The sequence below is a fragment of the Enterococcus larvae genome (assembly GCF_017830045.1).
GTDB classification, from domain to species: Bacteria; Bacillota; Bacilli; order Lactobacillales; family Enterococcaceae; genus Enterococcus_L; species Enterococcus_L larvae.
Genome location: NZ_JAEDXU010000008.1, coordinates 137,325 through 161,689, shown reverse-complemented (window position 1 = coordinate 161,689; position 24,365 = coordinate 137,325). Strand labels below are relative to the sequence as shown.

The following is a 24,365-nucleotide window of genomic DNA, read 5'->3' as shown; positions in this document are numbered from 1 at the left end:
AAATAGAACAATGGACGAAAAGTGATTGACTTACTGTTTTTTTTGAAGTAAGATTATAAAAGAAGTTTATAAAGTTTTTTTATAAAGTGTGAAACAACTGAAATGGAGGAGATATGCTATGCAGCCTGGAACGCCGAATCAGCTGAAAAACAGCAACATCAACCGCCTGCGTAAAATCATTTATCAAAAGAAACAAATGACGAAACCAGCATTGGCTGAACAAAGCGGGTTGAGCATCATGACCGTCAATAATTTGATGAGAGAGCTGCTTAGTAACCAAGAAGTGATTGAAACAAAATCCTCTGTATCGACAGGAGGAAGAAGGGCCAGTATTTTTGAATTCAATGCGATGCATCGCTTGATTTTGACCTTATGTCTATTGGAAAAAAACAAGACATTTGCCTTTTTGTTTTCAGTTCATGATTTGAATGGAAATATTTTGGTTCAAGAGGAGATTTCAGGAGACAGCTTCGACAAGACACTTGCTAAGGATCAAATCGAGGGTTTTTTAGTCAAATACCCTGCCATTGGCTGTCTGGTAATTGGCTTGCCTGGTGTAGAGCATGATGGAATCGTACAGGTGATGGATTTTTCATTGATGAAAGGGGAACGGTTGAAAAGTTATTTTGAAGAAGCCTTCGGATTTGAAGTTATCCTTGAGAATGATGTTAACGCAGTGGCTTACGGATATAGTCAGGCGGTAGAAACGACATATAGGAATGCTGTTGTAGGTCTGTATTATCCAGAGACTTTTCCGCCGGGCGCAGGTGTCGTACTCAATGATCGGATAGTCAAGGGAAGAAATGGTGTGGCCGGAGAAATTGCTCATCTGCCCTCAGATCCAGACTGGGCAACCTTTAGTTTTACTGAATCAGCGACGATTGGTAATCTTTTGAATAATATTCAAACGTATATGAGTCTCTACGATCCGGATTGCTTCATCATTTACAGAAACCGCTGGCTGGACGAAGAACAGCTGAAAGTATTGATTGAGGGACGAATCAAAACAGAGTTTCCTTTTATCGATCTGCCGGCTATTATTTTGTCAAAAGAATTTCATCATGACTATGTATTCGGCCTATTTTCACTGGGGATCAAACAACTGAATAAAGAGCTAGAGCATTTCGACTAGCGGCAACGACACAAGAAATGATAATGAATAGAAACAACAATTGATGAACGGAGGACAAAGATGAAAACTGAGAAGAAACGGATGTTGGCTGGCGAGCTGTATCTTGCCAATGATGAGGAACTAAGAAGGGATTCTCGTCGCTCAAGACAGCTGACGCGACTGTTCAATCAAACAACAGAGGAACAGATCGACTACCGCAAGCAATTATTGAAGGAGCTATTTGAAAAGACCGGAGAGGAACTTTATATTGAGCCGCCTTTTCGTTGTGACTACGGTTGTCATATCAGCGTAGGAGAAAACTTTTTTGCTAATTTTGACTGTATCATTTTGGATGTCGGCAAGGTAGTGATTGGGAACAATGTGATGTTTGCCCCACGTGTAGGTATTTACACTGCAGGGCACCCGATTGATGCCGAGGTTCGTATCCGAGGTTTGGAATTTGGAACGGCAGTAACGATTGGAGATAATGTCTGGATCGGAGCCAATGCAGTGATCAATCCCGGTGTGACGATCGGTAATAATGTAGTGATCGGTTCAGGATCAGTTGTAACCAAGGATATTCCTGACAATGTAGTTGCAGCGGGGAATCCTTGTCGTGTCCTACGTGAAATCAACGAGTCAGATAAACAGTACTGGACACAGCTGGAAGCGGCTTACCATGATGAGAAAGCAAACCCATAGCTTGTAAAAAAGTCGGAATGAAGGATTAGCGATGCGTAAGGAGTGGGGCAATGACAGAGAGAATAAAAAGTAATTTGGTTTTTACGGGCTTCATCATCATCACGATCTGTGCGAACTATTTACTAGGGAGCATGGCAATTTATGGAGCAGCAGCATTCACTGAATTTCAAGCTGTGGAGCTTTTCGGCAGTTTGATTATCGTAGAATCCCTCGCTCGAAGTGTCTCGCTGCTTCTTTCGGGGCGACTGGGGGAACGATTAGGTAGAAAGAAATTGTTTCTAGTCAGCACAGTGATTTTTGGCGTGATGATCGCCGTATCGGCAACAGCAGCCTCAGCCGTGTTCTTTATGTGGAGTCGAGGAATTGCCAGCTTTTTCTGGGGGTTGTTTCAGGCGAATATCTTTACGATGATCAGCGAGCAGTTTGCTGAGAAAGAATATCCCGTTCGTGTTGGCTGGCTGCAGACGGTTGGTTCACTGATTTTCTTGATTGGACCAGTTGTTTGTGGGCTGTTGATCCAGCAATTTGGCTGGCGCTGGTCTCTACTAAGTATTTTACCGCTGTTCGTAATCAGTCTTCTTTTAGTGGGTTTCTTTTTACCAGGGAAGACAAGGAGTAATACGGCGGTAAGCAATGTGCAGGAGAGCGTTCAGAAGCCTAAGAATGGTCTTGCACGTTTGTTTTCGAAGAAGCAGTTTGTGGTCATGGTTCTGATTACATTTCTATATACCTGCATTTCGACCAGCGGAAACTATATTCCGCTATTTGCTCAAACGCTTTTGCAGGCCAGTCCGACTATCAGCTCATTGATTCTTGTGCCCTGTAATGTGTTGGTGATGTTCTTTTCTAATATGACTGGACGTTATATTGCTCGTCATGGCTGTCCACAGCGCTTGATCGTTTTCATGGCTCTGCTTGGGTTATCTGGTAGTCTCATCTATACGCTGACCTTGATTGCACCAAACTATTTAGTTATCATCTTGTCGACAACAGTTGTCGGCTCAGGGTTTGGAATGTCTCAGGTGTTGCCGATCGCCTTTGTTCAGAGGCACACGGAAAAGGAACTGGTAGCAGAGGGAACATCCTTCATTCTTTTTATTCAAGGCTTTTCATCTGTGATTGCCGGTGTCGTTTATTCTGTCGCGATGAATCAGCAGGGAATGCCTTTCGCTTTAGCAACAACTGTCTTCTACGGTGTTATTCTTATGTGGATGGCAGCACGATTATATAAAGAACCAATCAATAGAAACGAACTACCAAAGAAAGAAATCAAAATGGAACGAACTGAGGAGGAAATAGGATGAGTCGTGTAAAAATGATTGCAGTAGATATGGATGGAACTTTTTTAACAAGTCAAAATGATTATGATCGGGAGTTGTTTCAGGAATTGTACCAAAAGATGCTGGAACAGGATGTAAAATTTGTTGTAGCTAGCGGGAATCAGTATTATCAGCTGAAATCCTTCTTTCCGGAAATTGAAAAAGAGCTATCCTTTGTAGCAGAAAACGGTGCGTATATCGTCCATGCCGACGAAGAGGTTGACTGCGGAAAAATCGAGCTGGAAACGGTTCATGAAATCTTAGATATTTTAGGGAAATATGAGAATGTGCACACGATCCTTTGCGGTAGAGAAAGTGCATATGTCAATAAGAAGGAGCCTCAGGAGTTTATCGACCATGGTAGTATTTACTATCATCGTTTGAAGAAGGTAGATGATTTGTATAAGGTAGATCACGATACTTTATTCAAATTTGCCTTGACGGTTCCTGTTGAACAGGTGGAGGAAATCCTTGAAAGCCTGCATAATGAACTGGGGGATAAAATTACCCCAGTATCCAGTGGTCATGGGGATATCGACTTGATCATCCCTGGTGTTCATAAAGCCAGCGGTCTAATCAAGCTGCAGAATCTATGGGGAATCAAGGACGAAGAGGTTGCTGCCTTTGGCGATAGCGGGAATGACTTAGAAATGCTGAAGCATGCCGGCTACAGCTATGCAATGGCAAACGGTCATCCGAAAGTAAAGGAAGCCGCCAAAGAAGTTATTGCATCGAATAACGAAAATGGTGTGCTGAAGCAAGTCGCTATTCTATTGGAAGACGCTTAAGAAATTCGGGCATGGAACAAACGAAGTCGATTCGTCTGTTCCATGCTTTTTTATTTTCAAAAATAGAAGAGGAAGAACAAGAAGTGGAACTATTAAAAAATTCTCATAAAAACTATTGACATTCGATTCAATTTTCTGTAAAGTACCGTATAAGAAGTAATTGACAGAAAATTCAGTAAATAGAGGATGTTGATTGTAATGAGAAAAACGACATACAAACAAACATTTTTATTATTATTAGAGAAGGACTCGGCTATCTGATTGAGGTTTTTGATCAGAACGAAAGAGTCCTGTTTAGCATTTGCATGAATGGGATGAAGGTTCAAGCATCCCGGACGTGGGGTGCTTTTTTTGTTGGATAGTTGCTGATAAAAATGCAGACAACAGCACAAGAACTGAAGGACAAGAGGCTATGTTGTTATAAGACATAGACTACTTGCGGCTCTAAAGAAAACATAGCAAGATTCGTTGTAGGACACATAAAAGCTGGATTTTCATTGAAGGGAGCAGGCATTTCAATTACGTAATACATTATTTATTCAGAAAATTCGAAATAATCAAATAATAACGAAGAGAGAAGGATACTTATTATGGCAGTGATTCAATTTTTCGATACAACCTTGAGAGATGGGGAACAGACCCCAGGTGTCAATTTCAATACGAAGGAAAAGGTGCAGATTGCCATGCAGCTGGAAAAGTGGGGGATCGATACGATTGAAGCAGGCTTTCCCATTGCTTCAGAAGGAGACTTTGAAGCAGTACAGGCAATTGCTCAAGCAGCAACACGTATGACGGTAGCCGGCTTGGCACGCTGTCAGAAAAAAGATATCGACCGTGCCCATGAAGCACTAAAAGATGCTGTACACCCACAGATTCACGTATTTCTGGCAACTAGTCCGGTGCATATGGAGTACAAGCTGAAAATGACCCCGGATAAGGTGCTTGCTTCAATCAAAGAGCATGTGACCTATGCGAGGACAAAGTTTGAAAAGGTTCAATTCTCACCAGAGGACGCAACACGAACAGAGAAAAACTTTCTTCTACGGGCAGTTCAAACAGCAATTGATGCGGGGGCGACAATCATCAATGTCCCTGATACAGTCGGCTACTCCAATCCAACAGAGTACGGCCTATTGTTCAAATTTCTGATTGAAAACATTACTAGTGAACAGGAAATCATTTTCTCTTCCCATTGTCATGATGATTTGGGGATGGCAACAGCTAACGCACTGGCAGCAATCGAGAACGGCGCACAACGAGTGGAAGGAACGGTAAATGGCATCGGTGAACGTGCTGGAAATACTGCATTGGAGGAGGTCGCGTTGGCTCTCCATATACGCAAAGACTTTTATCTGGCAGATAGCCATATTGTATTGAATGAAACGAAGCGAACCAGTGATTTGATCAGTCATTTGTCTGGTGTAGCTGTACCGAGAAATAAAGCAATTATTGGTGCCAATGCCTATGCCCACGAATCAGGTATTCATCAGGACGGAGTTTTGAAAAATCCGGATACCTACGAAATCATTACGCCATCATTGGTTGGTGTGAACACAAACTCACTGCCGCTAGGGAAGCTGTCGGGACGTCATGCCTTTTCAACAAAAATGGAAGAGCTTGGTTATCAATTAGACGAAGACGAAATCAAAACAGCCTTCAAGCGCTTTAAGGCATTGGCGGATAAAAAGAAGCAGGTCACAGACGAGGATCTAATTGCATTGATGATCGGACAATCACAGGAAACAGAAGAAATCTGCCGATTGGAACGTGTCCAGCTTCAATATGTATCTGACGGTAGTCAGGGCGCAATCGTCTCAATGAAAATAGACGAAACAGAGACAAAAACAGAATCAGCAATCGGTTCAGGGAGCATCCAAGCAATTTATAATTCAATCGATAAAATCATGGAGCAGAGTCCTGAACTGAAACAATATGCCATCAAAGCAATTACTGGTGGAGAAGATGCACAGGCGGAGGTCTATGTCACTGTCCAAGATAAAGGCACGAGGAAGCAGTTCAATGGGACTGGCATCGATTTCGATGTTCTTCAAGCTTCTGCTAAGGCGTATGTACAGGCAAGTGAACGATTCAAAAAGGAAATGGGGCAGATAAAATGACAAAACGAATTATTGCATTGCCGGGCGACGGTATTGGTAAAGAAATCATGGATAGTGCACTGCGTATCTTATCGGAGATCATGGTTCAGGATTCAATCGACTTTGATATACAGGAGTATCCCTTTGGAGGGGCTGGAATAGATAGTGAGGGTGACCCATTACCGGAGAAAACCTTGAAAGCTTGTCAGGAGTCAGATGCGATTCTGCTAGGTGCTATCGGCGGTCCTAAATGGGATCAGGCGCCGAAACGACCAGAGCAAGGGCTGTTGGGACTGAGAAAGGCGTTAGGACTCTTTGCAAATATTCGACCAATCAGTGTACCGAAGGCAGTGATTCATTTATCACCTCTAAAGGAAGAGAATGTAAAGGATGTCGATTTTATCGTTGTTCGTGAGCTGACAGGGGGGATCTATTTTGGAGAAAAAAGACTGGATGAAGATCAAGCTTCTGATCTGTGTACCTATACAAAAACGGAAATTCAGCGAATCATTCGTAAAGCATTTGAAATCGCTCGAACAAGAAATAAAAAAGTAACCTCTGTTGATAAGGCCAATGTCTTGGCAACTAGCAAGCTGTGGCGTCAAACGGCGGATGAGGTAGCTCAGGAATTTCCGGACTGTACTCTAGAGCATCAACTGGTAGACTCAGCGGCAATGGTCATGATCACACGACCAAAGGACTTTGATGTGATCGTTACGGAAAATCTGTTTGGCGACATTTTAAGTGATGAGGCTTCAGTCATTCCAGGGTCGCTTGGCATGATGCCAAGTGCCAGTCACAGTGAGAGTGGTCCGTCACTTTATGAACCAATCCATGGTTCGGCTCCGGATATTGCCGGACAAGATATCGCTAATCCGATGTCGATGATTTTGTCGGCTGCCATGATGCTCCGACAATCATTTGGAATGGAAGAAACAGCGCAGAAAATCGAATCAGCCTGTGACCAAGTAATGAATGCAGGCGTTTTAACGAAAGATTTAGGTGGAAATGCAGGGACTCGGGAATTTACAGATGCTGTACTCAAGGAATTGAGAAGCTAGGCAGGGTATAGCTTTAATAGAGTGAAAAGCAAAGCACAGATGAACAGGAAATTGGTTGGTTGAGGTAGGAGGACCGGCTGGGATTTTCAATGGGAATCATCAGGTGACTATGAATAAGGAGCAAAGCGTATGGGAAAAACATTGTTTGATAAGCTATGGGAACGACATATAGTAGCAGGAGAAGCAGGGGAGCCGCAGCTGTTGTATGTGGATCTTCATCTGATTCATGAAGTAACTTCACCACAGGCCTTTGAAGGGTTGCGTGAAGCAGGAAGAAAGGTACGCCGACCAGAGAAAACCTTTGGAACGATGGATCATAATGTACCCACTCAGGACATCTTCAATATCACTGATCTTGTAGCAAAGAAACAGATTGAAGCACTTAAGAAAAATTGTGATGAGTTTGGTGTGACGTTGTGTGAAAACGGCAGTGAACGTCAGGGGATCGTTCATATGGTTGGACCGGAAACAGGGCTGACTCAGCCAGGGAAAATCATTGTTTGTGGGGACTCTCATACGGCTACACATGGTGCGTTCGGTGCCTTGGCATTTGGGATCGGGACTAGTGAGGTGGAGCATGTCTTTGCTACACAGTGTATCTGGCAGCGCAAGCCGAAAAGCATGGGTGTGAAAATCAGCGGAAAGCTGGCAAAGGGTGTCTATGCGAAGGATATCATTCTGGCATTGATTGCTAAATATGGTGTGGACTTCGGCGTTGGCTATGCAGTGGAATTCTATGGCGATACGATTGAAAGCCTGTCAATGGAAGAACGTATGACAATCTGCAACATGGCAATTGAAGGCGGCGCTAAAATGGGAATGATGGCACCTGACGAAAAAACCTATGAATACGTTCGAGGACGTGAGTATGCACCGAGGGACATGGAAGCTGCTATTGCTAATTGGGCAACACTGCCAAGTGATCCGGATGCGACCTATGAAGCGAATCTAGAGCTGAACGCAGACGAGCTGGTTCCTTTTGTGACATGGGGCACCAATCCGGAAATGGGGATTCCAGTCACAGGAACCTTCCCGGAAATCAAAGACATGAATGACGAACGAGCATACAGCTATATGGACCTGAAACCAGGGCAACGTCCTTCTGATATCGAAGTGGGTTACGTCTTTATCGGTTCCTGTACTAACGGCCGCCTGTCCGATCTGGAGGAAGCGGCAAACGTTGTCCGTGGGAAACAGGTCAAAGACGGCATCACAGCTATTGTCGTACCAGGATCGAGACCTGTACGAAAAGCAGCAGAAAAAATCGGACTGGACAAAGTTTTCAAGGAAGCAGGCTTTGAATGGCGTGAACCAGGCTGTTCTATGTGTCTGGGAATGAACCCTGACCAAGTACCGGCAGGCGTTCATTGCGCGTCTACCTCTAACCGAAACTTTGAAGGAAGACAGGGCAAAGGCGCACGCACACATCTATGCAGTCCGGCAATGGCAGCAGCTGCTGCATTGAACGGAACATTTATTGATATCAGAGAGGAGCTGGGAGCATAATGGAGGCATTCACACAACATACAGGAACGACCGTTCCATTGATGAACGACAATATCGATACCGATCAGATCATTCCAAAATCATTTCTAAAACGAATCGAAAAAACAGGCTTCGGCGAGTTCCTATTCGACGAATGGCGCTACCTGCCGGATCGCTCGCTTAATCCAGAATTTATCTTGAACGAGCCTCAGTATCAAGGGGCAGAGTTCCTGATCTCCGGCGACAACTTCGGCTCCGGCTCATCACGTGAGCACGCCGCCTGGGCACTCGCTGATTACGGCTTTCGTGCCGTCATCGCCGGCAGCTTCAGCGATATCTTCTACATGAACGCCACAAAGAATGGCCTACTGCCAATCGTGCTTCCGCTGGAAGCACGCCAAAAGCTGGCAGCATTGCCGGCAGAGCAGGAAATCACCGTTGACCTGCCGAACCAGCAAGTTGTTGCGAATGGAGAAGCATATGAGTTTGAAATTGACGGAACATGGAAACATAAACTTGTGAATGGGCTGGATGATATAGCAATTACTTTGGAGTATGAAGATGCGATAGGGGAGTATGAAAAAAGGAACTACAAAAAGAAGTCTACTTAATTTTAGTAGACTTCTTTTTGTGGCTTTTTACAATGTAATAAAGGGATTTAATCATTATTTCGTATATTAGTTTGGATATGAAATTTTTTTGTTTTCAATTTGACTAAAGATAGATTTCGATATATAATCGGGTTGTTAATAATAATTTAAACTAAAGGTGTGGTTATTTGTTTATTAATAAAGAAGCTGTTATGCATGCAATGAAAATAAAAAATATAAAAACACAGACTGAATTAGCAGAGAGAATTGGGATGAGTAAGAGCCAGTTATCTCAAATGTTATCAGAGGACTTTTGTCCAGTAAAAACAAATGTGCTCAATTTGATGGATGCATTAAGTATCTCGTTTGATGAATTAATTGTATCTGAAAATGCTGATGAAAAAGAACCAATCATAAGCGAAGAACGAGAGTTTAAGCAAGTTGAGTTATTAGAATCTTTAAAAATTGATAGGTTTAGTTACAAACTGGATGACTATATGGATGTAGCCAAAGTTAGGCCATCAAAAGAATATACAGTTCTAGAGACTTTTGCTGGTGCAGGGGGACTAGCATTAGGGCTTGAGGAAGCGGGTTTGCATTCAGTCGGAGCAATTGAAATAGATCATTTAGCTAGTAAAACGCTTAAGAAAAATCGTCCCAATTGGTCTGTTATAGAAGGAGACATTAATGATATAGCAAAGCGAGGAATAAGCAATCATGAATTATTCAATTTTTCAGGAGAATTAGATGTTTTATCAGGAGGATATCCTTGTCAGAGTTTCAGTTACGCTGGTTTACGTCATGGTTTAAATGATATTAGAGGGACTCTCTTTTATCCTTATTCTCAAATATTAAGGGAATTGAAGCCGAAAATTTTTATTGCGGAAAATGTAAAAGGTTTAGTGAACCATGATGAAGGTCGTACTTTAGAAACTATGATTCAAATCTTTGAGGAGTCAGGCTATGATATCTGTTGGAATATTCTTAATTCATGGGACTATGATGTAGCTCAAAAAAGAGAAAGGATAGTTATTATCGGTATAAGAAATGATTTGATAAAGACGCAAAAATATTCATTCAGATTTCCAGAAGTGTCAAAGAACAGACCCGTCCTAAAAGATGTTTTAAGAGATGTGCCCCAAAGTGTAGGGGTTGGTTATTCTGAGAAAAAAAGAGCAATTTTGGAAATGGTACCTCCAGGAGGTTGTTGGATAGATTTACCTGTAGAGATCGCAAAAGATTATATGGGAGCCTCTTACAACTCTGGCGGTGGGAGAAGGGGGATGGCTCGCAGAATGTCATGGGATGAACCTTCACTAACTCTAACCACTTCGCCAAGTCAAAAGCAAACGGAACGTTGTCATCCAAGTGAGACTAGACCATTTACAGTTAGAGAATATGCTCGTATCCAAAGCTTTCCGGATGAGTGGACTTTTGAAGGAGGAATAGGAGCACAATATAAGCAAATTGGTAATGCTGTTCCTGTTAATTTAGCTAAATATGTGGGGCTATCTGTAATTAAATACTTGAACCAATTTTAACTAAAATTAAGAAAATAATTAACAAAAAAGAGATTGGGAACTTACTTTGTTCCAATCTCTTTTTTTGTTATCATTCTAGTGTATCAATTTCTTTTAGTTTTTTTGCCAATTCTTTAGTTGTTAGCTCCAACAAATCTCTTCCATCAAACTCATTTGCTATTTCTCCTATTGCATCTGTGATCTTATTGTAAAAGTCTTCGTCACCTGTTAGATGGAACCAAAATTCCTTTCCAATTAAAACAGTGTAATTTTGATTAATTGTTTTGTAAAATTGACTGAGTTCATTCTGTTCACCATAAAAAACTCCAACTACGCAATCCATATTAGCAATAGGAACTCCATTCGTTCTCCCCAAATTGATTGCCTTTTTGAAATGATTTTCAATAGTTGTAACATCATCATAATTAATTGTTTGAGGGCCTGCTTTTATTTGACAATATTTTTTTCGATTATCAATTTTATCTATAAATTCAATATCTATTCCAGAAGTAGTAGAACCATAACCTTCTAAAGTAGTATTAATAAATTTCTGTAGATTTGAGCCAAATGAAGTTGTAATAGATGTTCCAAGTACTCTAGGATATATAAGAGCTTTAGCAATACTTTCAGGACTGTCATTTCCAGTGAGGAAGTTTGCTAGATATTTATTAAGAAATGGATTAACATTAAAATTATTTATATTACTCAATTTCTTAGTATTTTTTATGTGATTCTCTCCAATAACTTCTCTGAAAAATTCCTTTGCTTTTACAATAATTTCATCATTATTTGTAGGATCAATCATACTATACACCTCTAACATTTTTTTACCTATTTACTGGTAAGTATATCGTTGATTGTTAGTTTTGTACAGTATGTATGGTATATGCTTTCAAAAATTATGTTCAATTGTTCTCTTTTATCAGTATTGTCAATTCTCCAATACTATAAGCTGGTTTTCTTTTATGCAACATAGCATGACAATTTGGACAGACTGGCTTTAAATCTGTAATAGGATCAATTTCATATTCTTTTCCAATACTACTTATTTCTACTTCATGATGTACATGTATAAAATCTTTTCCTATTTTTCCATATTTCTCTTCAAAATTCATGTCACAAACCAAGCAAGATGCTCCATAATGCTCAATACATTTTTTTCTGGCGGCCGGATTTCTCTCATATTTGGTGATCATCGTCTTCCTCCTAACACCTTCTATATAAGAAATACGCTTTTTTGATCTATACTCATTTGGTATATTCGACAAACTTTTTGAGAATCCCCATACTAAATGAGCGGGTTGTACATCTTCATAGTCCTTAACAAAGCCAAGACCGTGGAACATAAAATTAGGATTTTTACTGTCTGTTCTAGTGAAGGCATAGACTTCATATTTTCCACTTAAAAAGTTTTTAATAGTTTTAGTCTTAAGTGTTTGTTTTTTTTTGCTAAACCAGTAAAGGTCGTTATCAACTAAATTGTTTTTATAGTTATGTCCAGTTCTTCCAGGTGAATTAATATTTGCAAATAGAAAATAGCAACCATCAAATGAGGCATATCCAGTTGTCCATTGTCCTGTTGTTAAGTGTGGGTCTTCGGCACCTATAATAGTCTTAACGTCTTTTCGTGTATAAGTTTCTCCAATAACAAAATTATATTTCAAAATAATCATCCTTCTATCATCCCTTGATAAAGTTATAATAACATTTTGATAGAGTAAAGTGTACATAAATCATTGTTAAAATGGGATTTTATTAATCATAAAATAAGGGTCAAATCATCTTTCTACTACCTAAAATAATTTTTACATAGATATCAAGTGTTAGCTATTAGCTATTTTTCCTATTAGTTAGGTTGTCTCAATGAATTTTTCTTTAAAGTATCGTCATCAAAATGAGGCTAATTAGCATCTAAATAATATAAAAATATTAGAGAGTTATTGATTACTTTATGTTATTATTTGTATATATATAGAAAAAGGACGTGAGTTGTGATGGATAGTAATAAAGAGCGTGCTTGTGTGTTGGCGACCAATATCTTTTCAGCTTTGGATTCGTTGAATATGCCGGCGTCTGTTAGTAAGGATGACAATACTACAGTTGCTGGAAATAGTAACGCACATGAAAGTATTGAGTTGGTAAAGCAAACAGTGGAGGATATAACAGCAACTGTTGGTAATTCTGCGAATAATTTGAAGAGTGTTGCATCAGAGTTTGAGGCTATGGATAAGAGTATTCGCAGTATATTTAATATCACTCCATTTGGTTAGGGGCGAGATCACTGTGAAAAAAGAAGATAAAATAAAAGCGCTATCAAAAAAAGCACAACAGCTTACAGAGGAGAAAGAAAGCAAAAGCTCCACACAAAAGCAGGTAGAAAATATAGAGGAAAACTATGAGGAATTATTCCGAAAAGCAGATTTTCTGTTGGGACGTTTAGAAGAAAGCAACATTTTTTCTGAAAATCCTTATGCTTTGGAAGCTTTAAAAGATGAGATTCATTCAGAGCATTCCGTAATCTTACTCAATTTAGATGAAGAAAAAGAACGTATCCAAAGAGAAAAAAGGAGTATTGAGGATAGAGAAAGTGATCTTTCTTATCAAAAGAGAAAAATTGAATTGGAAGGAGAAGAAGAATGAGCATTGACATGTATTTATCTCAAACACAAACACAATCGAGTAGCGTAAAAGCGTTGTGTACTCGTCAACAAAACTCATACGAGCGGTTAATCAATAGTTTTGGAAAGTTTACCTCTGATACAGAGCTGCGATCTCAGGCCTATGATTCTGCAAAATGTTTTTTTGATGTGGTGCTTATTCCCTTGGTTCAGGGAGCAACATTATTATCCGAAACTGTTATGGAAGCAAATCAGAAGTTTCCCGAAGAGTATATCGCACGAGTTGAAAGTGGTGATTTAAAGTCTTCAGAGCTGGAAGAGCAGATTAATGAGTGGAATGAACAGATTCTTGCATTGGAAGAACAGAGAAAAGTGATTCGCTCTTCTTCTATCGACCCTCTAACAAAGGTATTTCAATTAACTAAAAATGCGTTGGTTAGCGGGATGTATAGTAAAATAAAAAGTGAATTAGAAGAGAAATTGAGAAAATTAACTGATTTTCATAGTTATTCTCCTAGTATTTTTTCTGATATTGAGCAGCTAAAGGCATTGGTACAAGAAGGGAATTCTCAAGCTAATGGTTGTTGGAATGGAGAAAATGGTGTGTTTGTTCTTCCTGAAAAAAGTAAAATGGGCTGGGCAGAAAAAGTTGCTCAACAATGGCAGGAAAGATTGAGGAGACAGAAAAACCCAACCGTTTATGATGAGAATGGAGAATATGGAGGAGACCAGGGTTCTCCGGCTAGTAAGTTTTATAGTGATGAAAAATTTGCAGAAATTATCCGTTCCTACTATCCGGATTACACGGAAGCAGAAATGCTGATTTTACTTAGACGCCTAAATAATGAAGGGTGTGGCTATGTGGCCATGATTAATACGATATTTGTTCATTATGAAAATGATCCGAAGGGCTTTGAAGAAAAATTTGGCTTTCCAATGTATTCTATTGATGAGAATGGGTATAAGGTCATGAACTATGATTATCTTTTAGTAGACTTTTATTGTGCTACCGACAATCGTAATAAAAAATCGTTCCTTTTTTTCAGTTGGGAAGAATTGGATGAATATGAGGACTATAAAGAAAAGGATAGGGATGGAAATATTATTGATGGGCCAAAATCTGATTACGATTTAAGACAAGACGCTACTGGAAGTGGGACTAGTGTAGATAGCCGAGAATACAGAATGGAAAAATACATGAGTGATCATGGGATTTCAGTAGATGTTCGTGAAAACATTAGTGCAACTGCATCAAATTATGATAAGCTTGCAGCGGATGGTCAAGTAGTTATTCGAGTGAATCCTGTAAAAATGTACGATAAGAACGGAAATGAGAAGTATATTGAAGGCGGCCATGCGATGACAGTGACTGGAAAAGATAGTAACGGTAATTTGATTGTTTCTTCGTGGGGAGAAATATACACTGTGAATCCAAATGATTTCCCTGTATCAAATTATGATGGCAGCTATGCAGACCTACAGGTAGTCGTATATGAATAGACGCAGAGGTTTATTTGTATTGGTCATCGTAATAGCAGTTGCAATTATAGCTTGGGTACTTTTTTTGAATGGAGGGAATCAAGTGAAAAAAGACGGAGCAACACCTTCAGCTGGTAAGACAGAACAAGTCCTTTCTAAACTTCAGGCGCAGTCAAAACCAATGACGTATGATATTGAATTAGCTGAAACGAAGGGACTTGCTGAAAACGGTCAATTATCAGAGACGTTTGACCAAGTGTATACAATGTATAGAAAAGTATTTGAAAACTATTTGATTGGGCAGTTAGATATCAGCGATTTTGATCAAAAGCTTCAGGATAGCTCTCTAGGCTATTCACCAGTTGAAGAGAGCGAGCAAACAATCTATCAAAAGGACTCATCCTTAGACACGACATATATCTATCTTAGAAACAATCTGCATATTGAGCGTTTATCAACAGAGGAGCTGGAGATATTTAGAAATTTGAAGGGTGATCCAGAATTTCTTGAGAATGATAAATTAAAAGCAATTGTTGAAAGCTCGTATCCTAAGGTTATTCCTTTGTATGATAGGGAGGATAAAGAGTTAGAGACAAGCTATGATCCTTCAGGAAATCCTTCGGTTCTTAACCGCGCACTGGTTTTTGAGGTTGCTTACAAGGTTGATTTTGATGGACAAGGAAATATAATCGACCGAGAAAATGAAGTGACGAAAAAGGAGTATTTAGAAACAATCATTATTCCTGAAATGACAGCAGATTTTTCTCACAAGCTTGGAGATGTTCCCGTAGCAGGTCTTATAAACGATGTAATTTAAGGCTATAGGGTTAGTTTTAGAATAATTCAAATAGAAATGTATCATAGCCTCTTTCAAAGGTTATGATACATTTCTATTTTGGAGGGAAACTGTTTATCACATAGTAGTTACCTTTATAGTTAGTATAAAAGCATCACGATATCATCACTATCGCTAGTACAATCAACAAAATGGTGATGAGAAATAGCTGCCAACCGTTGAATTTCTTTGTCAGTAAAATCTGTTTTCCTGTAATAGTAGTGTAGCTCAAATTTGTAAGTATTAATCCTGGCCATCCAAAAAAAGCAGCTTCGAATAGGATACCTTCTTTTAAGAAGGCAAGTCCTAAGATAAGTAGAAGGCTTCCAATAAGAAAAAAAGGGAGTCCGAATATTTTTTTGAAGAATGAGACTTTCTTTACTTCTTGCTGCTTGGGTGTTGGTTCAGTTTTATTTATAAATATGTTTTTTACGATAGTTTTTGTAGGAGGGACTTTTGCTGTTGTTTCTTCTAAATAAGAACTGTTGCAATAGCTACAGACATAATGGTTGTCCTTCTTTGTTAATTCGGTACTTCCGCATGCTGTACAACTCATATTTTTCATTTTTCACTCACCTTTTCATTTGTCACTTGATTATACCGTGAATCCATTGTTTGAATCAACTCAGTTTTAGAAAAGCAACAGAATAAAAAAGTAAGAAATACAAAAGGAATAGTTAGTGATTAAAAAGTAGACGGATTGACAATTAATGATTGTTTTTCTTGCCTGTCACCATGCTCTTAATCAAGTCTTTGTCATTTTGGAGTAGCACGCTGTAATCCTTCTGAAACGCTTTAAACAGCCTCCCGCATGCATGGTAGTCTCGTATGATCTTCTTCTTGTTGACCGGCGGATTTTCCTCAGAGAAAAAGATTTCTAGAATTTCCAGCATCTTCTGCCATGAGTCCAGTCGTTCATTGATTTCTTGCATAGCAAGTATTTCGTGATAGGGAATTGCCTTGATACAATTTGTTTGCTTGTCCATTGCTTGCACTCCTTTTTGATATATTGAAAAAATACGCGGTACTTTTTGCGTATACGCTTTTTATTGAAAAAAACTGTAAAATTTTATTTTTCTGCAAATCAGGAAATCAATTGATCGTTGGCAGAAAAATCCGTCATTGTGTAGAAATATTTTCTGAAATTAGGTACAATGACAGTTAGGCAACTTGTATAGATGGTTACAGCCGTTTATACAGGGCTTTGTCGCTCGGTTGGCGCCAGGCGACGAAGTGCCTTTTTATTTTGGCCTGAAAGGCTGATTCTATAGCGATGAAAAAGAATGCTGAGAACCTTTGTGAAGCATCGCTAAAGTTTTTTCTCAATTGCAGGATAGAAAAAAGACGATAACAGGGGAATACCTGCTATCGTCTACAATAGTCAACAAAGAAGACTGGTATGCTTGCAGCCCTGTTCAAAAAGGAGTGTTCCTTCGTTATAGGGATTAAGGAGATTATGGGTGGACTGAAGCAATCAGTTTGCTTGCGCTATCGGCGACTTGCAAGGCAGTTACAGCTGTCTCTACAAGGCTTCATCAATTCGGTTGGCGCCGAATCAGGAAGTGCCAATTATCTATTCAATTGTTATTGATTTCTATCCTACGCACTTAGTATAGCTGAAAGAAAATAGCGTTGCAATGGGAACAAAAGTTAAATAACATGACCGATCTATCCTCTTTTATTATATAAGGAAAAATAACAGAAAAAAATTTTACAGCAGCTATCATTTGTTGTGCAATAATGTCAAATTTCTTAGATTTCCATTTTTTCTAGCTTCCTTGAATGCCGAAAATATTCTGGATAAGTGCCCAGAATACAGCAAGCAAAAGAAGTGCCCATCCACCGGATATTTTCTTCGTTATGAATACTTTTCGTGAAGTAACAGCAGTATAAAAGGCGTTAGTACATACGACAAATATAGAAAAATACTCTATAGTACTGTAAATGTTTCCTTCTTTCAAATAATCGAAGGCTGCTCCAATAGAGCCCAGAGCAAATATGGCAAGAAATATCTTCCAGTAGAGTTTTTTATTGTCTTTTTTTATCTTTTTGTTAGGCGCTATTTTTGCTGTGGCTTGTATTGTAGATGACTTGATTGGTTCGGTTGGTAAATCTGTTGTAACTGATTCATTCTTCATCGTCTTTTCGATTGCTGGGGAATTGCTTTCATAGACGGTGTGACAATATGGACAAGTGTAGATAGTATCTTCTTTCACTAAATCAGTACTACCACAGGCTTCACAAAATATCTTTTTCATTACATCCTCCCTTATAGCTTCTGTTAAACATTATACACGTATATAATCGGCGGATACAATTCAATTTTAGAACAGAGGAGTTTAATTTATAATTAAATGAATGCATCGCAAGGTAAGAGAGAATCTAGTAAACGATTATTTTGATCAATTTATCTCTAGTCCAGGTTTCTATAATCAAAAATTACTATATTCTTGAAAAGCGATAATTTATAATAAGTGTATACCAATATTTGGAAGAATAAATAATTTAAAAAGGAGTGTTCTTAATGCCAAAGCAAAACTATCCAACCTTCAAATACAGTCCAAATCTCGATGAAATCGGTATTCTTGAGACAAGCTCAAATACCTGTGAGTGTTGTGGTGAAACAGTCACAAAATCAATCAGCCATATGTACAGCACCGAAGAAATCGAATGTGTTTGTCTAACCTGTGTGGCGAATGGAAAGGCTGCTGAAACGTTTGATGGCGAGTTCATTCAAGATGCAGAAGTCGATCAAGTGACCAGTCAGGAGCGAGTCAACGAGTTATTTAAGCACACACCGGGCTATGTTAGCTGGCAAGGAGAGTATTGGCTGGCTCATTGTGATGATTTTTGTGCTTATCTTGGTGAGGTTGGCACAAAAGAACTAGAGGAGCTGGGCATTGCAGATCAGGTGATTGCGGAGTATGAAGCGCTCGGTCATTATCAAGGGATTCGTTCTTATCTGACAAAATCAGGTTCGATGTGCGGTTATCTTTTCCAATGTTTACACTGCGGCAAGTACCGTTTGTGGGTGGACTGCGATTGATTGGCTCAGAGCTTTAACGTCCTAATAAGTACGTGACTGTAAGCACCGGGTTCGTGTTGTTTACGGTTGCATCTGATATCAAAATAAGAGGGCAGTAGATCTAATTGATGGATCTACTGTTCTTTTGTCTTCTAGTAGTAAAAAAATATTTCAGTCATTCATCAGATTTTCATTAAAAAGTAATTGGAATTTTCAGAAATTTCTAATTTTCTCTTTGTCTGCAAAGTAACTTAGTATATACTAAATAAAGTCAAAATTTTTTTTAAAGGAGATAAGTAGATGGAATGGATTAAATTGATCGGCATTTTGATTATTTTAGTTGGCTTTATTTTTAAGTTTGATACGATCGCTGTAGTGCTGATTGCGGCATTTGTAACAGCTATGGTATCGGGGATTTCGATTGTAGAATTTTTGGAGATGTTGGGAGAAGCATTTGTTTCCAATCGATTAGTTACCTTGTTTTTACTGACGCTGCCGATGATTGGTATTTCGGAGCGTTTTGGATTGCGTCAACAGGCGGTAGTATTGATTGAAAAAATCAAGAGCCTTACACCGGGACGTTTTATCACACTGTACCTTGTTATTCGTGAGCTGGCGGGGGCCTTCTCCATTCGTATTCAAGGGCATACACAGTTTATTCGTCCAATCGTCAACCCAATGGCACAGGCTGCTGCTGAGAACAAATACGGCAAGCTGGATGAAGAGGATGAGGAAATGATCAAAGCACGTGCTGCTGCAAACGAGAACTTCGGGAATTTCTTTGCTCAGAATACATTTGTTGCTGCGTCAGGCGTGTTGCTTATTACAGGGACAATGAAGTCTTTAGGCTATGATATTGCTGAATCAGCGGTTGCTCAAATGTCGATACCAATCGCATTGATCGTTTTAGTGCTAGCAGGCGGTTATAACCTATTGATGGATAGAAAGCTGGCGAAAAAATACAGTAAGCGTGAAGATAAGGGAGGACAACAATAATGGAACAAATCGTTAGTAACTTATTGGAGTTTTTCTATATTTTGATTGGTCTGCTGTTGATGACAACTGCGGTGCGAGTATTCAAGGATGAAACGCACCCGACAAGATTAGGAACAGCAGCTTTCTGGCTTCTCTTAGGTGTAGTATTTGCCTTTGGTAATTTTATTCCGTATCTGATCGATGGAATTATCATCATCTTGATGGGAGTTCTGACCCTATTCAAGCAGGTTCGAATCGGTAAGCTGGCAGATATTGATGAAGACGTTGCAGAGGCTTCTGCAAAACGTGTCGGCAGCTGGATTTTTCTGCCGTGTATCCTTTTAGCATTGTTTGCCGTTTTGATTTCTTATACTCCATTAGGCGGTCAGGTAGGTATTGGTATTGCTTCAATTCTGACCTTGCTTATTGCGATGTTTATTACGTCAGCAAAACCAAAAACAGTTGCTGATGATGCAGATAGAATGATTCAACAGGTTGGGACTAGTGGTATTCTACCTCAGCTGTTGGCTGCTTTAGGTGTTATCTTTAATGCTGCGGGTGTTGGAACAGTGATTTCCGATGGAATTTCAGGGTTTATACCGGAAGGCAATCGATTTATCGGTGTTGTTGCCTATTGTCTTGGAATGGTCATTTTTACGATGATCATGGGGAATGGCTTTGCTGCATTTACAGTAATTACTGCTGGGATCGGTGTACCGTTTGTTATTGCTCAAGGTGGAGATCCAGTTGTTGCAGGAGCATTGGCAATGACGGCTGGTTTCTGTGGAACGTTGTTGACGCCTATGGCTGCGAACTTTAATGCATTGCCGGCGGCTTTACTGGAAATGAAGGACCCGAATGCGGTCATCAAAACACAGGCGCCAATTGCAGTCATATTGATCGTTGTTCATATCGCCTTAATGTATTTCTTAGCATTTTAATTAAGAGTACTGCTGAGGTTTGCAAGATAGAAATAATGAGTGTATCATAGTTGCTATTCTTAATAGGAGAATAGCAATGTCTGAACGATTTTCAGGCATAGAAGGATAGAATGATTTTCTTGAATCTACTGATTTTTTTGAAAAGCGAATTGTCGATAACGGTGGAAGTTGGTCATTTTATCATCCTATTTTTAAAGTAAATTCATTGAGATCAGCGAATAAAGACAAGGAGTGAATAGATCATGAAGATTTTAGTTACAGGTTTCGATCCATTTGGCGGCGAGCCAATCAATCCAGCGTTAGAAGCTGTAAAGGGCTTGGCAGATACAATCAGTGGAGCTGAGATCATCAAATTGGAAATTCCTACTGTTTTCGGCAAATCTGCAGAGGTTGTAAAAGAAGCAGTCATCGTACACCAACCAGATGTCGTATTGAATATTGGTCAGGCAGGCGGACGTTTTGCGCCATCACCAGAGCGTGTGGCAATCAATATAGATGATGCTCGTATTCCAGATAATGAAGGGAATCAGCCAGTTGATGAGCTGATTCAGTCTGATGGTGCTCCCGCTTATTTCACGCAACTGCCAATCAAAGCGATGGTTGCAGCAATGAAGGAAGCAGGGCTGCCTGCTGCTGTGTCAAATACAGCAGGAACCTTTGTTTGTAACCATATCATGTATCAGGTTCAATACATGATCGATAAAGAGTTTCCAGAGATGAAGGGTGGATTTATCCATGTCCCTTATATTCCAGAGCAGGTAGTTGATAAAGCTGGACAGCCGTATATGAGTCTGACGGACATCACACGTTCTCTTGAAAAGGCAATCGAGGCAATCGTTGAATATGACGGCAAAGAGGACATGAAGGCAATCGGAGGTGCCATCCACTGATGGATGGAAGAGAAATGCCTTTGTTTGCCTATGGCAGCTTGATGGAGAACCTGTTCAATTATCAAAAATACTTGGATGGGAAAGTCAAAGGCAGACCGAAAAAGGCACGTATCAAAGGAAAGCTGTTCCATATGAAGGAGAAGCATTATCCTGCATTGCTTCCCGGAGCTGACTGGGTTTACGGCGAGATTTTTGAGCTGAGTGATTTTCAAACAGACATATCCTCTGTAGATCAGCTGGAAAACTATTTTGGCGTGAATGATGAACGAAACGAGTATGAGCGCCAAATTGTTGAAGTTGAAGTGTTTGATGAGAAGACAAAACGATATAGTCGCACCGAGAAGGTCTATTGTTACCTTTATGTGACGGAGAACGATTTACGTTTTGATCATCACAGTATTTACCTACAGGAAGGCAACTGGCGGAATTATCATGAACAGGTTGCTAATTAGTCAATCGAAGTGCGCCGATTAAATTGAAAAAAATCATCCTTGGATGTCAGAATGTAAATCTGATGCTCAAGGATGATTTTTGTTGTCCTTGAGTGGCAGAGAAGTACTGTAGAGAACTTATTGCCAGCTGATTTAAAAACAAAGGGACGACAGCCGAGAACTATAGTAAAATATAGAATGAAGCGCTTATGAGGATCAAAGGGGCGACTATGCATCATACAGTAATGTTTTTCCTGCCTGTCATAAGAATTTTTGTTGCTTCACTATGGTCATTTTAATTATGCCGTTGAACTTAAAGGGGTCGATAAAACTGAGTAAACAGAAAATAAAAAGAGCATTAGTGCTATTTATTGCGACAATCCTCATTGTGATGGGATTAAGAGCGCTGCTTATCTTCTGGTTTAGAGAAAAGGATATCAGTGAGATTCGTACAGATCGAGAAGGGCTCGAAATGTATTTTCCTGATTTTCCTGAAACAGAGTCGCTATATTGGATGTCTGCTGTGGAAAAAAGAAGTGTAGGTCATGTACGAACAGAACTATACATTTTTGCGAAGCTTGATGATGCGGAGTTTGCGCATTTCATTGAAGGGGCTTCTTATTCTGAGGTGACGCGCTTGCCGTTGTTTTTTCAACCTAAACAGATAAAGGGACCGTTTTACTGGCAGGAGTTGGAGGACACCGGGCAGCTTGATTCTTCAATTGGACGAACGATTTATATAGATTTGCAGCAGTCTTTGGTTTTTATCGAGGCATCTGGAACTGCGAATTAGAAAGCTGAAGAAAGTCGGCTATGTAAGAGAATAGCAGAGTGAAAGGCGATGGATCATGGATATAGCTATCGCTATAAATTGATAAGAACTATGGAGAAAATACGGAGGACAAGATGAAGAAAGTATTGATTGTTGAGGATGATGAAAATATTTGTCAGCTTTTGAACCACTTATTTCAGGAGAAGTATCAGTTGACGATTGTCCGCTCAGGAACAGAAGGGGTCATTCGTGCATCGGAAGAGACCTTTGATTTAGTGATCTTGGATTTGATGCTTCCCGGCGTTACAGGAGAAAGTGTATTGAAGAGTATCAAGAAGGAATCTGCTGTACCTGTGATTATTATGACGGCTGTCAATGATAAGAAAAAAACGGTGGAGCTTTTGAAAGAAGGTGCCGCAGATTATGTAACTAAGCCGTTTGATATTGAAGAGCTTGAAGCACGAATTGAGGTACAGCTGAGGAATACAGCTATCCTGGCACCACAGGAAAAAACAATGGCTTTCAAGAACCTGACATTGAATATGGCGAGCTATGAAGTTTCTGTGCGCAGCAAGCAAATCGATATTTCCCATAAGGAGTATCAGCTGTTGGAGTTGCTTTTAAGCTACCCTAACAAAATCTATTCAAAGGCGAATCTTTATGAGCGAGTATGGGGAGACTCATATATTGGCGGGGAAAATACAGTTAACGTTCATATCAGCACATTAAGGAAGAAGCTGAAGGCAGCCGATCCTGATAATGAGTACATTGAGACGATTTGGGGAATGGGTATTCGTCTAGCAAAGGAGGACAGCTGATATGCTGACTTGGTTTTTAGGAATTGCGTTGCTTCTCACAATCATTTATGTCATGTTCCTCCTGTTTGATTTAAGGGAAATTCTTCAACAGCTGAAGTTTATTGTAACAGAAGAAACAAATGCAGAATTGGTTTCAACCTCTAAAATCCTTTTGATTCGTCGGCTTTTAGATCAGAACAATCAGCTGATCCGTAAAAACAAGAAGTATTATCAGGAGCAGAGGCAAAAGGAGAAACAGCTTCATCAACTACTCTCGAATCTGACACACGATCTGAAGACGCCGCTGACTGTTTCTTCAGGTTATACGCAGATTTTATTGAAGGACACTTCCCTTGGAGAAAAGCAGGAGATGATTCAAAAGATAGATAATAGTCTGACCTCGATTTCCCATTATCTTGGTTACCTGATGGAATACAACTTGATTCAGGAGAAAGGGGTGGCGCTTGAGCTTGAACAGGTTGATGTCTCAGAGCTTTTAAGGGAGAATTTGTTCACTTATTATGAAGAATTTCAAGAACAAGAGATGCCTCTTTCTATCGAGATTGCAGAAACTGATTTGCTGATTTCGGACCGAACCGTTCTACAGCGGATATTTCAAAATGTATTGGGCAATATGCTGAAGCATGGTCAGGGCTATTCTGAAGTCAAGTTGATAAAAGAGTCTGAGGCGTTGATTTTTCAATTCAAAAACGGGATTGCAGAAAGAATCATTGACCCTCAGGAGCTGTTCCAGCGGTTTATGACAGAAGATTCATCCAGGGCAAATAAAAGTACCGGCTTAGGCCTTCATATCGTTAAGGAGCTGGTAGAACTGCTTGAGGGGGACATCCAGCTTGCATCTACTGAATCAATTTTTGAATTAACGATCACATTAAAAAGCAGCCAGAGGCAATAAAGCTCTGACTGCTT

Annotated in this window: 26 protein-coding genes; 21 read left to right on the top strand and 5 right to left on the bottom strand. The window is 39.7% G+C overall.

Annotated features, from left to right (window positions below; genetic code table 11):
- Positions 1 to 118 precede the first annotated feature (118 nt).
- From I6N96_RS14890 to I6N96_RS14850, 9 genes are all read left to right on the top strand, one after another.
- Entirely contained in the window at positions 119 to 1,132 is a 1,014-nt protein-coding gene (locus tag I6N96_RS14890; protein WP_209558350.1) for an ROK family protein, read from the top strand.
- Between the two features lie 60 nt (positions 1,133 to 1,192).
- Positions 1,193 to 1,813, top strand: a complete 621-nt coding sequence (locus I6N96_RS14885) for a sugar O-acetyltransferase (protein ID WP_209558349.1) — start codon at positions 1,193 to 1,195, stop codon at positions 1,811 to 1,813.
- 50 nt (positions 1,814 to 1,863) lie between these two features.
- Positions 1,864 to 3,117, top strand: coding sequence for an MFS transporter (locus tag I6N96_RS14880; protein WP_209558348.1), 1,254 nt, complete (start codon positions 1,864 to 1,866; stop codon positions 3,115 to 3,117).
- A complete protein-coding gene (locus I6N96_RS14875; RefSeq protein WP_209558347.1) occupies positions 3,114 to 3,920 on the top strand; it encodes a Cof-type HAD-IIB family hydrolase in 807 nt (268 codons plus the stop codon). Before I6N96_RS14880 ends, I6N96_RS14875 begins: the two co-directional genes overlap by 4 nt.
- 590 nt (positions 3,921 to 4,510) lie before the next feature.
- Positions 4,511 to 6,037, top strand: a complete 1,527-nt coding sequence (locus tag I6N96_RS14870) for a 2-isopropylmalate synthase (RefSeq protein ID WP_209558346.1) — start codon at positions 4,511 to 4,513, stop codon at positions 6,035 to 6,037.
- Positions 6,034 to 7,077 (top strand): 3-isopropylmalate dehydrogenase, encoded by a 1,044-nt coding sequence (gene leuB / locus I6N96_RS14865; protein ID WP_209558345.1) that lies wholly within the window; start codon positions 6,034 to 6,036, stop codon positions 7,075 to 7,077. The genes I6N96_RS14870 and leuB overlap by 4 nt, the downstream gene beginning before the upstream one ends.
- 129 nt (positions 7,078 to 7,206) lie before the next feature.
- Complete coding sequence (gene leuC / locus I6N96_RS14860) at positions 7,207 to 8,583, top strand: 3-isopropylmalate dehydratase large subunit (protein ID WP_209558344.1); 1,377 nt, start codon at positions 7,207 to 7,209, stop codon at positions 8,581 to 8,583.
- Positions 8,583 to 9,173, top strand: coding sequence for a 3-isopropylmalate dehydratase small subunit (leuD, locus tag I6N96_RS14855; RefSeq protein WP_209558343.1), 591 nt, complete (start codon positions 8,583 to 8,585; stop codon positions 9,171 to 9,173). Before leuC ends, leuD begins: the two co-directional genes overlap by 1 nt.
- Before the next feature lie 167 nt (positions 9,174 to 9,340).
- Positions 9,341 to 10,693 carry a DNA cytosine methyltransferase gene (locus I6N96_RS14850; RefSeq protein WP_245186995.1) on the top strand — a complete coding sequence of 451 codons (1,353 nt, stop codon included), beginning with the start codon at positions 9,341 to 9,343 and terminating at the stop codon, positions 10,691 to 10,693.
- 70 nt (positions 10,694 to 10,763) lie between these two features.
- Here I6N96_RS14850 and I6N96_RS14845 read toward each other — a convergent pair whose 3' ends face one another.
- Both I6N96_RS14845 and I6N96_RS14840 read right to left on the bottom strand, forming a co-directional pair.
- Positions 10,764 to 11,477, bottom strand: coding sequence for a PmeII family type II restriction endonuclease (locus tag I6N96_RS14845; protein WP_209558342.1), 714 nt, complete (start codon positions 11,475 to 11,477; stop codon positions 10,764 to 10,766).
- A 100-nt stretch (positions 11,478 to 11,577) separates the two neighbouring features.
- On the bottom strand, positions 11,578 to 12,345 hold the full coding sequence (locus I6N96_RS14840; RefSeq protein ID WP_209558341.1) for an HNH endonuclease: 768 nt from the start codon (positions 12,343 to 12,345) through the stop codon (positions 11,578 to 11,580).
- A 321-nt stretch (positions 12,346 to 12,666) separates the two neighbouring features.
- Between I6N96_RS14840 and I6N96_RS14835 the strand changes: the two genes are divergently transcribed.
- The 4 genes from I6N96_RS14835 to I6N96_RS14820 all read left to right on the top strand — a co-directional run bounded on the left by I6N96_RS14835 (position 12,667) and on the right by I6N96_RS14820 (position 15,586).
- On the top strand, positions 12,667 to 12,942 hold the full coding sequence (locus I6N96_RS14835) for a TIGR04197 family type VII secretion effector (protein ID WP_209558340.1): 276 nt from the start codon (positions 12,667 to 12,669) through the stop codon (positions 12,940 to 12,942).
- A gap of 13 nt (positions 12,943 to 12,955) precedes the next feature.
- Positions 12,956 to 13,312, top strand: coding sequence for a DUF3958 family protein (locus I6N96_RS14830; RefSeq protein WP_209558339.1), 357 nt, complete (start codon positions 12,956 to 12,958; stop codon positions 13,310 to 13,312).
- Positions 13,309 to 14,790 (top strand): hypothetical protein, encoded by a 1,482-nt coding sequence (locus I6N96_RS14825; RefSeq protein ID WP_209558338.1) that lies wholly within the window; start codon positions 13,309 to 13,311, stop codon positions 14,788 to 14,790. The genes I6N96_RS14830 and I6N96_RS14825 overlap by 4 nt, the downstream gene beginning before the upstream one ends.
- 82 nt (positions 14,791 to 14,872) lie before the next feature.
- Positions 14,873 to 15,586 (top strand): hypothetical protein, encoded by a 714-nt coding sequence (locus I6N96_RS14820; RefSeq protein ID WP_209558337.1) that lies wholly within the window; start codon positions 14,873 to 14,875, stop codon positions 15,584 to 15,586.
- 133 nt (positions 15,587 to 15,719) lie between these two features.
- On the opposite strand, the gene I6N96_RS14815 is transcribed toward I6N96_RS14820, so the two are convergent.
- From I6N96_RS14815 to I6N96_RS14805, 3 genes are all read right to left on the bottom strand, one after another.
- Entirely contained in the window at positions 15,720 to 16,169 is a 450-nt protein-coding gene (locus I6N96_RS14815; RefSeq protein WP_209558336.1) for a hypothetical protein, read from the bottom strand.
- A 142-nt stretch (positions 16,170 to 16,311) separates the two neighbouring features.
- The gene (locus tag I6N96_RS14810) at positions 16,312 to 16,590 is read right to left on the bottom strand and encodes a hypothetical protein (protein ID WP_209558335.1); all 279 of its coding nucleotides are present in this window, start codon (positions 16,588 to 16,590) and stop codon (positions 16,312 to 16,314) included.
- 783 nt (positions 16,591 to 17,373) lie between these two features.
- Positions 17,374 to 17,862: a TFIIB-type zinc finger domain-containing protein gene (locus I6N96_RS14805; RefSeq protein WP_209558334.1), complete on the bottom strand. Its 489-nt coding sequence runs from the start codon at positions 17,860 to 17,862 to the stop codon at positions 17,374 to 17,376.
- Positions 17,863 to 18,128: 266 nt separating this feature from the next.
- Here I6N96_RS14805 and I6N96_RS14800 point away from each other — a divergent pair, with 266 nt between their 5' ends.
- The 8 genes from I6N96_RS14800 to I6N96_RS14765 all read left to right on the top strand — a co-directional run bounded on the left by I6N96_RS14800 (position 18,129) and on the right by I6N96_RS14765 (position 24,351).
- A complete protein-coding gene (locus I6N96_RS14800) occupies positions 18,129 to 18,650 on the top strand; it encodes a CbrC family protein (RefSeq protein ID WP_209558333.1) in 522 nt (173 codons plus the stop codon).
- 279 nt (positions 18,651 to 18,929) lie between these two features.
- Positions 18,930 to 19,625 (top strand): DUF969 domain-containing protein, encoded by a 696-nt coding sequence (locus I6N96_RS14795; protein WP_209558332.1) that lies wholly within the window; start codon positions 18,930 to 18,932, stop codon positions 19,623 to 19,625.
- A complete protein-coding gene (locus tag I6N96_RS14790; protein WP_209558331.1) occupies positions 19,625 to 20,545 on the top strand; it encodes a DUF979 domain-containing protein in 921 nt (306 codons plus the stop codon). Before I6N96_RS14795 ends, I6N96_RS14790 begins: the two co-directional genes overlap by 1 nt.
- Positions 20,546 to 20,787: 242 nt before the next feature.
- On the top strand, positions 20,788 to 21,435 hold the full coding sequence (gene pcp, locus I6N96_RS14785; protein ID WP_209558330.1) for a pyroglutamyl-peptidase I: 648 nt from the start codon (positions 20,788 to 20,790) through the stop codon (positions 21,433 to 21,435).
- Entirely contained in the window at positions 21,435 to 21,887 is a 453-nt protein-coding gene (locus tag I6N96_RS14780) for a gamma-glutamylcyclotransferase family protein (protein ID WP_209558329.1), read from the top strand. The genes pcp and I6N96_RS14780 overlap by 1 nt, the downstream gene beginning before the upstream one ends.
- Before the next feature lie 265 nt (positions 21,888 to 22,152).
- Entirely contained in the window at positions 22,153 to 22,659 is a 507-nt protein-coding gene (locus I6N96_RS14775; RefSeq protein WP_209558328.1) for a hypothetical protein, read from the top strand.
- 113 nt (positions 22,660 to 22,772) lie between these two features.
- Positions 22,773 to 23,456 carry a response regulator transcription factor gene (locus I6N96_RS14770; RefSeq protein ID WP_209558327.1) on the top strand — a complete coding sequence of 228 codons (684 nt, stop codon included), beginning with the start codon at positions 22,773 to 22,775 and terminating at the stop codon, positions 23,454 to 23,456.
- A 1-nt stretch (position 23,457) separates the two neighbouring features.
- Positions 23,458 to 24,351: a sensor histidine kinase gene (locus tag I6N96_RS14765; protein WP_209558326.1), complete on the top strand. Its 894-nt coding sequence runs from the start codon at positions 23,458 to 23,460 to the stop codon at positions 24,349 to 24,351.
- Positions 24,352 to 24,365: the final 14 nt, after the last annotated feature.

Excerpts from the sequence above, each read along its gene's own strand:
- I6N96_RS14890 (WP_209558350.1), top strand. The coding sequence starts at position 119 with ATGCAGCCTGGAACGCCGAATCAGCTGAAAAACAGCAACATCAACCGC.
- I6N96_RS14885 (WP_209558349.1), top strand. The coding sequence starts at position 1,193 with ATGAAAACTGAGAAGAAACGGATGTTGGCTGGCGAGCTGTATCTTGCC.
- I6N96_RS14880 (WP_209558348.1), top strand. The coding sequence starts at position 1,864 with ATGACAGAGAGAATAAAAAGTAATTTGGTTTTTACGGGCTTCATCATC.
- I6N96_RS14875 (WP_209558347.1), top strand. The coding sequence starts at position 3,114 with ATGAGTCGTGTAAAAATGATTGCAGTAGATATGGATGGAACTTTTTTA.
- I6N96_RS14870 (WP_209558346.1), top strand. The coding sequence starts at position 4,511 with ATGGCAGTGATTCAATTTTTCGATACAACCTTGAGAGATGGGGAACAG.
- leuB (WP_209558345.1), top strand. The coding sequence starts at position 6,034 with ATGACAAAACGAATTATTGCATTGCCGGGCGACGGTATTGGTAAAGAA.
- leuC (WP_209558344.1), top strand. The coding sequence starts at position 7,207 with ATGGGAAAAACATTGTTTGATAAGCTATGGGAACGACATATAGTAGCA.
- leuD (WP_209558343.1), top strand. The coding sequence starts at position 8,583 with ATGGAGGCATTCACACAACATACAGGAACGACCGTTCCATTGATGAAC.
- I6N96_RS14845 (WP_209558342.1), bottom strand. The coding sequence starts at position 11,477 with ATGATTGATCCTACAAATAATGATGAAATTATTGTAAAAGCAAAGGAA.
- I6N96_RS14840 (WP_209558341.1), bottom strand. The coding sequence starts at position 12,345 with ATGATTATTTTGAAATATAATTTTGTTATTGGAGAAACTTATACACGA.
- I6N96_RS14835 (WP_209558340.1), top strand. The coding sequence starts at position 12,667 with ATGGATAGTAATAAAGAGCGTGCTTGTGTGTTGGCGACCAATATCTTT.
- I6N96_RS14825 (WP_209558338.1), top strand. The coding sequence starts at position 13,309 with ATGAGCATTGACATGTATTTATCTCAAACACAAACACAATCGAGTAGC.
- I6N96_RS14815 (WP_209558336.1), bottom strand. The coding sequence starts at position 16,169 with ATGAAAAATATGAGTTGTACAGCATGCGGAAGTACCGAATTAACAAAG.
- I6N96_RS14810 (WP_209558335.1), bottom strand. The coding sequence starts at position 16,590 with ATGGACAAGCAAACAAATTGTATCAAGGCAATTCCCTATCACGAAATA.
- I6N96_RS14805 (WP_209558334.1), bottom strand. The coding sequence starts at position 17,862 with ATGAAAAAGATATTTTGTGAAGCCTGTGGTAGTACTGATTTAGTGAAA.
- I6N96_RS14800 (WP_209558333.1), top strand. The coding sequence starts at position 18,129 with ATGCCAAAGCAAAACTATCCAACCTTCAAATACAGTCCAAATCTCGAT.
- I6N96_RS14795 (WP_209558332.1), top strand. The coding sequence starts at position 18,930 with ATGGAATGGATTAAATTGATCGGCATTTTGATTATTTTAGTTGGCTTT.
- I6N96_RS14790 (WP_209558331.1), top strand. The coding sequence starts at position 19,625 with ATGGAACAAATCGTTAGTAACTTATTGGAGTTTTTCTATATTTTGATT.
- pcp (WP_209558330.1), top strand. The coding sequence starts at position 20,788 with ATGAAGATTTTAGTTACAGGTTTCGATCCATTTGGCGGCGAGCCAATC.
- I6N96_RS14780 (WP_209558329.1), top strand. The coding sequence starts at position 21,435 with ATGGATGGAAGAGAAATGCCTTTGTTTGCCTATGGCAGCTTGATGGAG.
- I6N96_RS14775 (WP_209558328.1), top strand. The coding sequence starts at position 22,153 with ATGGTCATTTTAATTATGCCGTTGAACTTAAAGGGGTCGATAAAACTG.
- I6N96_RS14770 (WP_209558327.1), top strand. The coding sequence starts at position 22,773 with ATGAAGAAAGTATTGATTGTTGAGGATGATGAAAATATTTGTCAGCTT.
- I6N96_RS14765 (WP_209558326.1), top strand. The coding sequence starts at position 23,458 with ATGCTGACTTGGTTTTTAGGAATTGCGTTGCTTCTCACAATCATTTAT.